The sequence below is a fragment of the Streptomyces sp. NPDC002209 genome (assembly GCF_042890265.1).
Taxonomy (GTDB): Bacteria; Actinomycetota; Actinomycetes; order Streptomycetales; family Streptomycetaceae; genus Streptomyces.
In genome coordinates this window covers 270,441-284,350 of sequence record NZ_JBIARX010000009.1, presented here as the reverse complement: position 1 = coordinate 284,350, position 13,910 = coordinate 270,441, and the positions used below count along the sequence as shown (strand labels likewise).

The window sequence follows — 13,910 nt, the reverse complement described above, 5'->3', positions numbered from 1 at the left end:
TCGAAATAACGTTCCACCATCCCCCGGATGGAGCACCCCCGCCGACATCCCATGGGAGCGCACAGCCTGACCCGGGCGCGCCAAAGACACACTCGCCCCCTTTCCCTGCCCGCCGCACCGGCCGCAGGCCGAAGGAACGGTCTTCACCGGACGGCCGTCCGCGGGCGTGGACCGGGACCCGGAGTTCGCGGCACGGCGGCTCGGCCGCCATTCACTTCGACCGTAGAGTGATCATCTGATCATCGAGTGGATGAGGTCGTCGTGAACTTGAGCCGTCCCGTCGGCCGTTGGGCATCTTGCGTGCTTCTGCTGGCGGCCGCCCTTACCGGCTGTAGTCCACAGCCCGACGTATCCGCAGGCACCTCGTCGAAGTCTCCGCGCGCCGTGTTCGCTCCGCCGGCGAAGTTCGACCCCAAGGCCGGTGTCCTGATGCCGAAAGCAGCCACCGCCGGGCTCCTCACCGCCAAAGGCAAGGAGTTGGAGCTTCTGAGGAATCCGGTGGCGCTCTACGAGGAGAAGGCCTATGTGGCCACGCAGGAAAGCCTGCTGTCCATCGACACCACCAGCGGGGCCGTAACCACCGTCAAACCCGAGGCGACGCCGGTAACGGATCCGCAGGCGGAGGGACAAGGCTCCTTCCTGTTCACGCACCCGGTGTCGATCACGGAGGGCGCTTCCCCGCTGGCCCTCGCCTCGTTCGTCGTGAAGCAGCCAGCGGTGGGTACGCACGCCGAGCGGGTCTTCGTGGAGTTCACCGCGGTGAACGCGGCCAGTGCACGGGTCGAATGGCGGCTGCCGTTGAACATTCCGGAGTGGGCGAAGGACGCGCCCGGCCCGCTGAGCGCGCGAATCGCCGGGAGCTCGGGCCGTGTCGCGCTGGTGACCGTCAGCGCGTTCAAGCCCTCCGGCTCGACGACCTACGCCATCGACCTGGTAGACCGCCGGGTGCTGTGGACACGCGACCTGCTGAAGGCAGAGAGGATCGCGAAGAACACCGTGGTGGGCATCGCGGAGGATGAGATCAACAGTCAGTACCAAGCTGCTGCCGGATACGACCTGAACACCGGAGAGCAGCGCTGGCGCGGGGAGGACAGCCAATATCCCGGCGTGGGCGCCGGCGGACCCCAACTCGTCAGCGTCGCAGGACGAAGCAAGAACGACGTCGACTTCCACCGCCTTGTCGACGCGGAGAGCGGACTGGTGAGGCAAGAACTCCCGGAGGATTTCGGGCCCGCCGATTGCGACTTCGACGGCGTCAGCACCCTCGTCTGCTTCCGAAACTGGCAGGGGCTCTCGGTGTGGGCCTTCGACACCGCGAACGGAGAGCTCCGGTGGAAACTGCCGGACAAGGCTGCCAACCGCATCGCGCCGCGAGTGACTGCCGTGTGGCGCGGCCGGATCTACGGAAGCACCGACAACGGGCCGCTGGCGATGGACGCGCGCACGGGTGAGGATCTGCCTACGTCCCCCGGGATCGCACCCTACGCGGTGAACGAGTACGTAGGCCTGACGCTCAAGGGAACGGACGCAATGGCCTACCCGGCCATCGAATGACCCGGTCTGGCAGCGCCACAGGCGACACAACCGCTGAGCAGCGTCCTGTCGATCACTTGTCGAGCCGGATGAGGGTGCTCACGAGGAGGTCACGGCCGTGGTCCCGCCAGGAGCTACCCGGCAGACCGTCGCCGAAGACACACCGAGAAGTGGGGCCAGCTGCGCAACACCCCACCCATACAGGCAAAATGGCCAAACCGAGCCTTCTGCAAAACCCTTTAGGGCCTGTTGTGAAAGTGCCGACGGGCCGGACGAGGTGATGCCCACGTCCGGCCGGTCCTATCGCCTCTACAGGTCGAGCTGATACTGCAGGGTCGTGTGCGTGGGCACGTAGCCGAGGCTGTCGCTGATGTGTCTCATGTGCGTGTTGCTGTCGGCAGTGTCGGTCAGGAGGCCGCCGAGGTCTGGATAGCGCCCGTGGGCTTGTCGGATCGACTCGGCCTTCATCCATCGGCCGAGTCCGTATCCGCGGTGCTCGGGCAGTACGCCGGTGCCGTAGTGCTGAGCATCACCCGTGCCATTGCCGGGGACGACGAGTTCGGTGAATCCGGCGATCGAGTCGTCGGCCGTGTCGATGGCGACGACCGTGTGCAACTGGTCGCCGCGCTCCTCGACGGCCTTCGCCGCAGCCCGAACCCGGTCCACGTCCCAGGCCACGGTGCCGTAGTCGGTGTCCTCCATGGGCATGTCGTCCATGGCCCGGCGTGAGGCGGCGAACGTCTGGGCAAGGGCGTCGGGGACGGTGCCCTGCCATGACGCCAGCCGGTAGCCGGGATGCGGACGCTCGATGACCTCGGCGAGGTCGATGGCATCGACGTCGGCCAGCGGCAAGCGGGCGAACCTCAAGGTGAGCACCTTGCGGAAGCCGCGGGCCAGCAGGAAGTGATCGCCGGGCGATCCGGCCCGGGCCTGCGCGCTGACGCAGCGCCGGGAGTTGTCCCGGGCGGCGGCCACGGCCGTGTCGAGGAGCCGGGAGCCGACGCCCTTGCGGCGCTCCACGGGATGGACGTGGAGGGTCAGTTCGGCCAGGTGCTCTTGTCCGCCATCGAACAGGCGCAGAAAGGCCGTCCCGACGGGGCTGGAATCGGCGTCGGACTCCAGCCATGCAAGGCGTCGGCTGTGCGCCCCGTGAGCGGGGTCGGTCAGTGGGGTGATGCGGAGCGACAAGATGTCTCCGTCGTGAGGAGGTGGCAAAGGTCAGTACGCGGGCTCAACTGCTGGGCACTCCTGCGCATGTGCTCCACACCTCCTCGTCGACAGGGCCGGTCCGGTTCAACACGGACGGCTGGGAGAACTTAGCTGGCCCATCGGTTCCTCGGCAAAGGGTTAACTGAAAGCTGGTGCGGCCGCGTGGTCACAGCCACTCATCGATGGCCGCGACCATCAACGCCGCCGGGCGGCTCCTTCTAAATCCCCCTTTTGACCGCTCCGGCGGCGTGCTGGTGGACGCGGCAGATCGTCGAGTCGGCAAGAGGCCGCACCACCTCGTCCTGGGCCGCCACGACGACCAGGGCCGGCTGCGCGAGAGGCGAACGGGCCGTACCCGTACGTGACGGGGTGCCGCCCCTTCTGCCGCGTCAGCCCAGGAGCCCGGTCAGCACTGCCGTCGTCGCGTTCAGCAGCTGCTCGGCGGCCGGACCGCCCGCGGCCGTACGGGCTAGCAAGCCCTCGCGGGCGGCCAGGACCACCTCGGCGGCCTGCTCGGCAGCGGCTCCGGCCGGTACCAACTCCGGCAGGACCCGCTCCAGCAGGACCGCCACCGCCGCTGTCACCGTGCGGTCGTGCGCGGCTACCCGCTTGGCGAGCCCAGGCGTACGGGCGGCCAACAGGCGAAACTCCAGGAAGAGCAGGATCCAGCCGGTTTCGGCGTCCTCGACCCGCAGCAGCGCCTCGACCAGCCGCCGCGCCCGTTCCCCGGGCCTCAGCTGTTCGGCCGCGGTGGCCAGCCGCTCCAGCTCGGCCATTCGCCCGGCAGCCTGCTCGTCGAAGAGCGCCAGCAGCAGGTCCTCCTTGGTGGCGAAGTTCGAGTAGAAGGCCCCACGGGTGTAGCCGGCGGCGGTGCAGATGTCCTCGATGCTCGTCCGCGCGTACCCCGCGGACAGGAACAGCTCGCTCGCCGCAGACAGGATGCGGGCTCTGGTGTGGACGCGGCGCCGCGGAGGCCGGGGAGCTGCGGGTTCGGCCGGGGAGGAGTTCACGGCAACACGATACATGGTGTATTCAATACGGGTCGTATTGAAACTGGGTCGTGAGAGGACCGCCACCATGAGCCGACTGCTGATCACCGACGCGCACCTGCTCCACCCCGAGACCGGCACCCGTACCGACCTGGCCTGGATCGAGGTCGCCGACGGCCGGATCGCAGCCACCGGCACCGGCCGGCCGCCCGGCATCGGGCAGAACGTGCGGGTGCTCAACGCCGCCGGCGCCACCGTGCTGCCCGGCCTGATCGACGCCCACGTCCACCTGCTGGTCACCTCCCTCGACCTGCCCGCCATCGCGTCCTGGACCCCCGGATACCTGACCGTCCGGGCCCTGGCGGAGGCCGAACGGATGCTGCGCCGCGGCTTCACGACCGTCCGCGACGTGGGCGGCGCCGACCACGGCATGGCCCGCGCCCTGGCCGAAGGGCTGGTGCTCGGCCCCCGGCTCGTCCATGGCGGAAAGGCGCTCTCCCAGACCGGCGGCCACGGCGACCTGCGCCCGCTGGGGGACGACTCGGCGCCCTGCTGCGAGAACCGTCCGAACTTCGCCCGGATCGCGGACGGCGTCGACGCCGTCCGCGCAGCGGCCCGTGACGAGTTCCGCAAGGGCGCCGCCCATCTGAAAGTGCTGCTCTCCGGCGGGGTGGCCTCGCCGCACGACGAGATCGCCGCCGTCCAGTACAGCGAGGCGGAGATCCGTGCCGCCGTGGAGGAGGCGGAGAACCACAACCGGTACGTCACCGTGCACGCCTACCACCCGCGTGCCATGGACCGGGCCCTGCGGGCAGGCGTGCGCTGCATCGAGCACGGCAACCTGATCGACGACGCGACCGTCGCCCTGATGCTGCAGCAGGACGCCTTCCTGGTGCCCACCCTGGTCGCGTACGAGCGGACGGCGGAGCTCGGGAGGCAGTCCGGCCTGCCGGAGTCGTCCTACCGCAAGCTCACCGAGGTCCGCGACCACGGGCTGGCCGCCCTCGAGAAGGCCCACCGGGCGGGGGTCAACCTGGTCTACGGCAGCGACCTGCTCGGGCCGCTGCACTCGGCACAGTTGCAGGAGTTCACGCTGCGCGCCGAGGTCCAGCCCGCCGCGGACGTGATCCGATCCGCCACCAGCACCGCGGCCCGCCTGCTGCGGATGGAGGGCGAGATCGGCACCCTCGCGCCGGGCGCGCACGCCGACCTGCTCGTCGTGGACGGCGACCCCCTGGCGGACCTGGCCGTCCTCACCCGGCCCGAGCGCCACCTTCAGCACGTGGTCAAAGCCGGTACCGTCCTCTGAAAAGAGGGTCACCGCAGCCCCAAGCGCCGCAGAGCCCCTTTCCGGAACTGCGGCACTTCTGGATGCCGCGAAGCCGGTGTCGGTGAGGTCCACGTCCTCGGCGTTCTCCAGCCCGGCCTCGGCGAGGAAGTCGCGGATGTCGGACGGGCGGTGCGCGACCCCGATGGCGACGCGTGTCCTGGGACATCGAAGGGCGGCATCCCGGCGGCGGGGCTGATAGACCGTCGCGGTCGTGATGCCGACCTCCGCCGCAGCCTTCGTCGTCGCCATCCCAGCACTCAGAAACTCGAGGAACTGCCGACAGCGCTCCAACGTGAAACGAGAACGACGGCACTCCGCGCGCCGGGCGGTCGCGGCGACTACCGCGTCACGTGCCGCGGCGAACGCCAGGTGCTCGCTGCGCCAGGATTGGCCTGCCCACGGCCGTCGAACAGGATCTGCCAGGCCAGGCCAGGCCTGGGCGAGGGTGGGGGCACGGCCAGATCTCTACGTCCCCGCGGAGCCTGTCGACAGCTCCGCCCGACATCACCACGAACCAGATACGGGACACCCTTCAACCGGCCTTCCTCGGACTCGGCGCCACCATCTGCTGCTACGAACACCTCGTCCGCCTCACCACATGGGACATGCCCAACCAACTGCCCTCCCCCTCGGCGGCATCTCGTGATAGCAATTCGCGGGTGGTTGACGGGCTTGGGTCATCGACGGAGAGAGGACGGATGCAGGGCAACCAGCAGGAGGGCGCCGCGCAGGCGCAAAGGCGCGCGATCGCCACGGAACCCTCGGGCGCGGTCGGGAAGACTGCGCGGTCCGCCCCCGAGAGCGGCACCTTGGCACGTCTGAACCTCCTCCAACACACTGCGGGAAACGCAGCCGTGGCGAAATGGCTGCGTGCCGAAGAGGACGGTGCCGGGCCCTGACGAGGTCGCGGGGCCGGTGACCGGGCGTTCACGGCGTGTGGGGGTGGTCCTGTTGCCCGAACGTACGGTGCCCGAGGGCAACATGTCTGCACCGGTGAGGACTTCATGCCGCCGCACTGCAGCGGGGACAATCAGGCTGGCAGTGTCCCCTTGGGCGAAGGAGTGTGCCGCGTGCATGCGCACGAGAAGGATGCCGGGCAAGTCGGCCGACGGGCGCAAGGGTCGTCCCGCGCGAGCCAGGCTGTCGGACTGAACTCTCACTGGCTCAAGCATCTGCAGCGAGTCGCTTCCGCAGGAGGCGGCGCTTCGGCCAGACCCGCTCCGGACGAGACCGTCGACCATGCGCATGTGCAGCGAGCGGCCGTGGACGAAGCCCTGCGGTCACCGTCGCACCCGCTGGAACCGTCTCTGCAGCGGGAGATGGAAACACGCTACGACGGCGCGGACTTCAGTGCCGTGCAGGTCCATGACGGGACCACCGCGCGCAAAGCTGCTGCCCTGATCGATGCCAAGGCGTTCGCCGCCGGCGGGCACATCGTCGACGGCGGTGCCATGAGCAAGAAGGACTGGGCGCACGAGCTGGCCCACACCTTCGACCCGGAACCGGCTTTGGGTACGGACAACGGGGCCGGACTTGCCATCTCGCATCCGAGTGACCGGGGCGAACGCTTCGCGGAGAGCGCGTCCGACCGGGCCATGGCCGCGCCTGCTCCCGTCCAGCGCGTCTCTGCCGGGAGCCGGCCCGTGCCCGGCGACCGGCATCGACACGGCCCGGGGTGCAGCAACCACGAGCAGCCCGTCAGCGGGCCGGCACCTGTGCAACGCGTCGCGACCGGGAGCCCGGCGCGAGAACCGCACGTCGCCACGGTGGTGCAGCGGGCCCCTGGAGAGGAGACGGCGACAGAAGAGCGCCCCGGGGAACAGGAGACCGTGGAGTCGGCACGCGGCGAGAGTCTCCAACTGCGCGACCATGAAAACACCGAGCTCTACTCGGGTGACGGTGATCGGCTCGTGGGATACGTGCGCCACTTGGCGGCCACGGACCGATCGGACATCTACCGGCTGCTGCTCAACCGCCTGAGCAGCCGAGGTTTTGCCGCTCAGGCCGACACCGCTCAGCAGGTGTGGAGCGGGGCTGACAAGCCGCGATCGGCGCGCCGCGTCCCGGTGCCGCGGGACCTGCACTTCATCTGGCTGGGCGGGAAGCCCGGCGATGCCGCCGTGGCCAACCTGAACGCGTGGAAGGAGAACGCCGAGGACAGCAACTGGACGCTGACCCTGTGGACCGACGCGAGCAGTTCGAGGGTAAAGGACCTCGAGAAGATTTTCGGCAACCGCCTGAAGATCCGCGCCGACAGCGACAAGCTGGTGAAGGAGAACGCGGGCGAGGAAAACTACCAGATCTACAAGGATGCCAAGAAGAAAAAGGCCCACAATCTGGCCTCCGACATCCTGCGCTACACCGTGATGAAGAAATACGGCGGGGTGTACATGGACGTCGACGTCGCACCAGGCGCTGTTCGGCTCAGGTCGGCGCCCGAGGTGCTGATGCACAGCGAGGAAGTTCCCCTTCTCGCCCCGCGACTGAGGGACAAGAACAGCGTGCACACGGCGTTGGGTCGTGAGGAAACGGATCAGGAGCCGACCCCCGAGGACCTCAGCGAGGCGGCCACCGCCCGCTACGGCAAGGGAATTCTGGGCAACAACTTCATCCTGGCGCCCGGGTCGGAGTTCATGGACGAAATCCTCAAGAACCTGCCGCAACATTTCACCGACCTGAAGGACAAGTACGGATCCAAGAACATCGAAGGGGATCTCGCGGGCCTGGCCTCCGACATTTCGGGCCCCGGCTACATGGAGAAGTTCCTCAAGCAGTACACCGGCCAGCATCAGGGTGTCATGGAACAGGACCACAGCACCGCCAAGGCGCCCGACATGGCCATCAGCGCGGACGAGTTCCAGCACCTGTTCCCGCCTGAGGCCCTCGAGTTCTGGAAGGCGCTGGGCTGGGTCACCCCCGAGAGTGAGAACCAGCTCGACAGCGGCCCCGGCCCGAACAGGACGCAGTCGCTCCTGCGAGCCTTGCGGGGCAAGAAGTGAGACGCCGCCGGCATCCCCACAGACTGCCCGCCCACGCGGCGTGGAGCGGAGCGGCCGGCTTCCCCGAGCATGACGCGGTCCGGACGCAGCCGGCCAACTGCTGTGTGAGACGGGTGACCCCACGCGATCTTCGGGAGAAGACCGCGGCACGGTGATCGAGGTGGCGGACCACGGGAACTGGTGTGGCGTCAGCCAGAGGCCCCTGCATCGAACCGGAGTGGCACGAAGATGGGCAATTCCGGGGATTCTCCTGGGGATTCCGCCCCCGTCCGTCCACCTCCCGGCCAACTCCGCGTCATCTGGGACGATGAGGTTTGCGGCCATGGACCTTCCCGATTTCGGTATCCCCCAGAAGCTCGCCTCCCGGATGAGCATGGCTGAGCAGCACGACTACCTGCGTGCGAAGTTCACCCGGCGCGGCGCGCTGCGCGCGGGTGCGGTGACCGCGGCCGTCGCCGGTGCCGGCCTGAGCGTCGGCGCGGCCTCGCCCGCGTACGCGGCTCCTGCCGCGCTGACCTCCACCGAGCGGCGCGGTGTCGACGGTGCGCTGGCCGCACCGTTCGCACGGCACTTGCAGTACGGCGCCGATCCGAAGACGCAGATGCGGGTGTCCTGGCAGGTGCCGTTCGCGGTGAAGAAGCCGTACCTGCGCGTGGGCACCAGCCCCTGGGCGTTGAGCGTGAAGATCGATGCCGAGGTCCGGCACCTGAGCACACCGGTCCTGAACGGCGGCAAGATCGCCGCGGCCGAGCAGTTCTACCTGCACGTGGGTCTGGACCGGCTGAGGCCCGGTCAGACCTACTACTACGGGGTCGGGCACGACGGCTTCGACCCGGCCGACCACCGCAACCTGGGTACCCTCGGCACCTTCACCACCGCCCCCTCGCGCGCCGAGAACTTCACCTTCACCGCCTTCGGTGACCAAGGCGTGAGCTACCACGCGCTCGGCAACGACGCGGTACTGCTGGCCCAGAACCCGGCCTTCCACCTGCACGCGGGCGACATCTGCTACGCCGACTCCTCCGGTTCGGGCACCGCCGGCGACACCTACGACGCGCGGGCCTGGGACCAGTTCCTGGCCCAGACGGAAACGGTGGCCAAGACCGTGCCGTGGATGGTGACGACCGGCAACCACGACATGGAGGCCTGGTACTCGCCCCAGGGCTACGGTGGCCAGAACGCCCGCTGGTCCCTGCCCGACAACGGCCCGGACCCGGTCAACCAGCCCGGCGTGTACTCGTTCGTACACGGCAACGTCGCGGTCGTCGCACTCGACGCGAACGACGTCTCGTACGAGATCCCCGCCAACTTCGGGATCAGCGGCGGAAGGCAGACGGCGTGGCTGGACCGGCGGCTGGGCGAACTGCGCCACCATCGCGACGTGGACTTCATCGTGGTGTTCTTCCACCACTGCGCGTTCTCCACCACCAGCGCGCACGCCTCGGAGGGCGGGGTGCGCGACGTGTGGGTGCCGCTGTTCGAGAAGCATCAGGTGGACCTGGTCATCAACGGCCACAACCACGTGTACGAACGGACCGACGCGATCAAGGGCAACAAGGTCGGCCGGAAGGTCCCCATCGGCGAGCGCACCGACCCCACGCAGGACGGCATCGTCTACGTCACGGCAGGCGCGGCGGGGCGCTCGCTGTACAGCTTCCCGGTTCCGGACTCGTACGAGGGCCACGTCGCGGACCGCGACAGCGTCGAGTCCTACCGGTGGGTCAAGGGCGGATCGAAGGCGACCGAGACGGTCGAGTGGTCGCGGGTGCGGTACACCAACTATTCCTTCCTCGCGGTCGAGGTCGAGACGGGCCGCGCCCCGAAGCTGAAGGTCAGCGCACTGGCCGAAACGGGCCAGCGGATCGACCACTTCGAGATCCAGAGGGGACGCGGCCGCTAGGGTCCAAGGCCCGGTCGGCCTCAGGACGGTTCCCGGGCGCCGGCGGTCGGGGGGCGGGGACGGGACAAGGTGGCAGGCAGTTCCGACCTTCGGCGTATGCCCAGTTTCCGGTAGGTGCTGGTCAAATGGGTCTCCACGGTGCGGCGGGCCACGTGCAGGAGGTCCGCGATCTCGGTGTTCGTCCGCCCCGCCGCGGCCAGTTCGGCGATGCGGCGCTCGCTGCCGGTCAGCGCCCCCGAGCCGGTCCGCGCCGCGGCCGGGACCCGGACGCCACCCTCCCGGAGGGCCTGCTCGGCCAGGGTGAGCAGCCGCAGGCCCCCCTTGCGTTCGGCCAGGTCCGCCGCCTCGCGCAGCCGGTCGCGGGCGCGTCCCCGTTCGCCGGCGGCGAGGAGCTGGCGGCCCTGGGCGATCAGGGCCTCCACCAGTTCCATGCCGGCGTCGGCGGGAGCGCCCCTGAGGATCTCGACCGCCTCCTCGGCGAGGTGCAGTCCGCGGCGGCCGCCGGTCGCGGTGCCGAGGACGCGCAACGCGCGCCCCACGGTGCGCGGAGTGTTCCACACCTGGGCCAGCCGCAGCTCTTCGGTGGCCAGGGCCAGGGCCTCCTGGCCACCGCCGAGCGCAAGGCGGCACTGGGCGACCGCCGTCCGCCACGGGGTGACGACCGGGCTGAGCACCTCGCGGGCGGTCTGGCGGCGGCCGCACTCCAGGAAGTCGTGGAGCGCGCCCGCCGGATCGCCGGCGGCCAGGCGCTGCACTCCCCGCGCGTAGAGGAACCGGTTCAGCTCCCATGATTCCGGGGCCCGGCTCAGGTCGAAGGCGTCGGCGAGCCGTGCGGCCTCCTCGAAGCGCCCCGTGTGGACGAGTGCCATCAGCACGTGGGCGTCCCGGTTGGAGGGTCCGCCGTGGGCGCGTGCGGCGACGGCCGCGCCGTCGTCCCGGACGGCGATCAGCCGGGCGACGTCACCGCGCGCCGCGGCGATGTCGGCGCGGGTGTTGAGCAGCGCGTCCTCCATGGGGTGGAGCAGGGCGGGGTGCTGGCCGACCAGGCCGCGGTCCACGAGCCGTTCGGCCTCGTCGAGTTCGCCCGCCCACTCGGCGACCGCCGCCGCGGTGCCCAGCAGGAACGGCTCCGCCAGTGGGTCGGAGGGCTGGGCGAGCAGGGCCCTTACGCGGGTCATGGCCTCGCCGGCGGAGATCAGCCCGGCCGTCGCCTCGTACCGCACCAGCAGGGCCAGGCTGGCGGTGCCGACGAGTTCCGGAGCCTGCTCGCCGCTCTCAGAGAGCCTGCGGTAGGTCTCCTGGCGGGTCGCCAGGTCGGAGTCGGACAGCAGCGCGGTGGCGGTCTGCACGGTGCGGGTGAGTCCGGGATGTCCACCGAGGCTGCCCTCGGTGCGCCGCAGCACCTCCAGCGCCGTGGTGACCTCGCCGCGGCCGACCAGGGCCGTGCCGAGGGCGACGGCCGCGCGCACCCGGTCGCGGGGTGCGGCCGGCAGGTGCTGTGCCTCCGCCAGACGTGCGATGGCCACCGTGTCGTACGCCGAGACGTACTCCAGCGAACCCAGCTCGGTCAGCAGTTGCTGGCGCCGGTCGTCGGAGAGCGGTTCGTCCAGGGCGCGGCGCAGGTAGCCAGCGGCGTCGCCGGGGCGGGCGTCGTGCACCGCGGCCGTCGCCGCGTCGCGCAGCACGCGCAGTGCCCAGGGGAGTCCGACGCCCCGCGTGCGCAGCAGATGGGCGGCGACCGCTTCGGCGCGTTCGCCGCGTCGCAGCATCGTCTCTGCCGCCACCCGGTGCGCCGCCTCGCGTCGTGACGTCGGCCAGCCGGTCAGCACGGCGTCCCGCAGCAGCCGGTGGGAGAAGCGGGGCAGGCCGGCCGGATCCGGGCGCAGGAGTCCGATGCGGGTCATCGCGGTGAGCCAGCCGGCGACCCGTGCGGGATCCGCTTCGGCCGCATCGGCCAGTACTCCGGCCACATCCGTGACCGCCGGACGGCCCGCGCCGCGTCCGGGGCGGCTTCCCTCCGCTTCCCGCGTCTCGTCTGCCTCGTGTGTCTGCCGGGGCCAGGCCTCCTCCAGCGCCGCCAGGCAGCGGGCCACCTCGGCCGTCGCCGTACCCGCGCTGTGCAGCCACCACGAGACGGCCGCCGCGTAGCTCCCGGGATACAGCGCGGCGCAGGTGTCCGGCAGCGGTGGGACCGCCTCCGCTGCGGGCCCCGGCGCCCGCGGGCCGCCGAGGTCGTCGAGCAGGGCGTGGAGCAGCATCGGGCTGCCGGCGCCTGCCCGTACGCACTCGGCCGTCCAGTGGGGTCCGGCTGCCGGGAAGGCGGCCCGGACGAGCTCCGTGGCGGCCGCGTCGCCGAGCGGATCGATCGTATGCGTGCGGACGAGGGACGGAGGCAGGGACTGGGCGAGGCCTTGGGGGCGCGCGTCGATGTCGTACTGACTTCGTTCGCTCGCCACGAGCAGCACCGGTAATCGGTCGATGCGGCGGACCGCCTCCCGCAGCCAGCGGCGTGACGCGGCGTCGGCAAGATGGACGTCGTCGACCGCCACCAGGAGCGGACCCTCGGCCGCATGGGCACGCAGCAGCCGCCACAGCCGGGCTGCGCTCCCCCGGTCGTCGCCGTCGGGTGCAAGGTCGGTGAAGTCCGGCACCGGACCGAGGAGTTGCAGCACCGAGGCGAAGGGCACCCCCGTGTCCTCCGGCGAGCAGCGGGCCCACAGCACTCGCAGGCCCACATCCTCGGCGTCGCGGACGGCGGTCTCCAGCACGGAGGTGCGGCCGGTGCCGGCGGCTCCCTGGAGCAGCACCAGGCGGCCGGTGCCGGAGCGGGCCCGCTCCGCCTCGGCCGCGAGCAGCGCCCGGGTCACGTCGCGTTCGAGGAGCGGTCCGGTCATCAGTGCCTCCTGTGGTGGACGGTGTGCTTTCCGCCGGGTGAGATGGCGGAATCCGTGTCGGGGTGGTGTGAAGTGGCGTACCTCACTGCGGTCCCCCCGGGAGCGTCCCGACGCTGTCGGGATCGCTGTGACCTGTGGTGACGTGCGCGGGGTCGGCCGATCTCGTGGTGGTCGCCGGCACGGTCTCGTGGTACGGCTCGTGGTCCTCCACGATTGCGGCCCCCGCGGCGGCCGCAGAAGGGTTGAGGGTGCTCATCCGCGACCGGCCCGCGCTCCGCGCCGGGCCGCTGAACAGGGGAATCGGTTGCTCAGCTCACCCCGCACCACGACCACGTCCTCTCCCGGCACGTCCTCTGCGACCACGGGTCGCACCATCACGGCCGGGACCTCTCGCCCCGGGGACCGGCGCGTCCCCGTGACGGTGTCCGCCACCGACCCCATCAGCCGTGAGGGCGCCGCCGCCCAGTTGCGCAGACACCCGGAGGTCGAGCTGCGCGCAGAGTCCGGCCCGGGCACGGTGGCCCTCCTCGTCGAGGACGCGCTCGACGAGGAGGCTCTGGTCCGGCTGCGCCGGATCGTGCGCAGCGAGGGGGCGCGTGCCGTGCTCGTGGTGGGCGCACTGCGGGAGAGCGAGCTGCTGGACGTGGTGGAGTGCGGTGTCGGCGCGATCGTCTGGCGGCACGAGGCCACTGCCGAGCGGCTGGTGCAAGCGGTGCTGGCCGCGTCCCGTGGTGACGGTGACCTGCCCGCCGACCTGCTCGGCCGGCTCATCCAGCAGGTGGCCACGCTGCACCGGGGCGCGGCGGGGCGGACCGACACGCCGGCCTTCGGGCTGACGTCCCGTGAGGTGGACGTCCTGCGTCTGGTCTCCGAGGGCTTCGACACCGGTGAGATCGCGGGCAAGCTTGCCTACTCCGAACGGACCGTCAAGAACGTCATGCATGGCCTCACCACACGGCTTCACCTGCGCAATCGGGCGCACGCCGTGGCTTTTGCCCTTCGGGAAGGCTACATCTGACCGTTCGGGCAGACGAAAGCGGCGGGGCGTGTCCGCGG

9 protein-coding genes are annotated in these 13,910 nt (G+C 70.5%); 6 read left to right on the top strand and 3 right to left on the bottom strand.

Annotated elements, in window-relative coordinates; translation table 11 throughout:
• The first annotated feature begins 246 nt into the window (after window positions 1-246).
• Window positions 247-1,554: a PQQ-binding-like beta-propeller repeat protein gene (locus tag ACFYXK_RS20370; RefSeq protein ID WP_389412381.1), complete on the top strand. Its 1,308-nt coding sequence runs from the start codon at window positions 247-249 to the stop codon at window positions 1,552-1,554.
• A gap of 288 nt (window positions 1,555-1,842) precedes the next feature.
• Here ACFYXK_RS20370 and ACFYXK_RS20365 read toward each other — a convergent pair whose 3' ends face one another.
• A complete protein-coding gene (locus ACFYXK_RS20365; RefSeq protein ID WP_389412380.1) occupies window positions 1,843-2,721 on the bottom strand; it encodes a GNAT family N-acetyltransferase in 879 nt (292 codons plus the stop codon).
• A gap of 203 nt (window positions 2,722-2,924) precedes the next feature.
• Here ACFYXK_RS20365 and ACFYXK_RS20360 point away from each other — a divergent pair, with 203 nt between their 5' ends.
• Window positions 2,925-3,107 (top strand): hypothetical protein, encoded by a 183-nt coding sequence (locus ACFYXK_RS20360; protein ID WP_389412379.1) that lies wholly within the window; start codon window positions 2,925-2,927, stop codon window positions 3,105-3,107.
• A gap of 24 nt (window positions 3,108-3,131) precedes the next feature.
• Here the strand turns inward: ACFYXK_RS20360 and ACFYXK_RS20355 are convergent, their stop codons facing one another.
• Complete coding sequence (locus ACFYXK_RS20355; protein ID WP_389412378.1) at window positions 3,132-3,752, bottom strand: TetR/AcrR family transcriptional regulator; 621 nt, start codon at window positions 3,750-3,752, stop codon at window positions 3,132-3,134.
• Window positions 3,753-3,819: 67 nt separating this feature from the next.
• On the opposite strand from ACFYXK_RS20355, the gene ACFYXK_RS20350 reads away from it, so the two are divergent.
• From ACFYXK_RS20350 to ACFYXK_RS20340, 3 genes are all read left to right on the top strand, one after another.
• Window positions 3,820-5,040 (top strand): amidohydrolase family protein, encoded by a 1,221-nt coding sequence (locus ACFYXK_RS20350; RefSeq protein WP_389412377.1) that lies wholly within the window; start codon window positions 3,820-3,822, stop codon window positions 5,038-5,040.
• A gap of 1,091 nt (window positions 5,041-6,131) precedes the next feature.
• Window positions 6,132-8,060, top strand: a complete 1,929-nt coding sequence (locus ACFYXK_RS20345) for a DUF4157 domain-containing protein (RefSeq protein ID WP_389412376.1) — start codon at window positions 6,132-6,134, stop codon at window positions 8,058-8,060.
• 322 nt (window positions 8,061-8,382) lie between these two features.
• The gene (locus ACFYXK_RS20340) at window positions 8,383-9,960 is read left to right on the top strand and encodes a purple acid phosphatase family protein (RefSeq protein WP_389412375.1); all 1,578 of its coding nucleotides are present in this window, start codon (window positions 8,383-8,385) and stop codon (window positions 9,958-9,960) included.
• A gap of 20 nt (window positions 9,961-9,980) precedes the next feature.
• On the opposite strand, the gene ACFYXK_RS20335 is transcribed toward ACFYXK_RS20340, so the two are convergent.
• The gene (locus ACFYXK_RS20335; protein ID WP_389412374.1) at window positions 9,981-12,854 is read right to left on the bottom strand and encodes an AAA family ATPase; all 2,874 of its coding nucleotides are present in this window, start codon (window positions 12,852-12,854) and stop codon (window positions 9,981-9,983) included.
• A gap of 304 nt (window positions 12,855-13,158) precedes the next feature.
• On the opposite strand from ACFYXK_RS20335, the gene ACFYXK_RS20330 reads away from it, so the two are divergent.
• Window positions 13,159-13,872, top strand: coding sequence for a response regulator transcription factor (locus ACFYXK_RS20330; protein ID WP_389412373.1), 714 nt, complete (start codon window positions 13,159-13,161; stop codon window positions 13,870-13,872).
• Window positions 13,873-13,910 lie beyond the last annotated feature (38 nt).

What these genes read in the sequence shown, in the direction of transcription:
- ACFYXK_RS20360 (WP_389412379.1), top strand. Translation starts at nt 2,925, where the DNA reads ATGGCCGCGACCATCAACGCCGCCGGGCGGCTCCTTCTAAATCCCCCT.
- ACFYXK_RS20350 (WP_389412377.1), top strand. Translation starts at nt 3,820, where the DNA reads ATGAGCCGACTGCTGATCACCGACGCGCACCTGCTCCACCCCGAGACC.
- ACFYXK_RS20340 (WP_389412375.1), top strand. Translation starts at nt 8,383, where the DNA reads ATGGACCTTCCCGATTTCGGTATCCCCCAGAAGCTCGCCTCCCGGATG.
- ACFYXK_RS20335 (WP_389412374.1), bottom strand. Translation starts at nt 12,854, where the DNA reads ATGACCGGACCGCTCCTCGAACGCGACGTGACCCGGGCGCTGCTCGCG.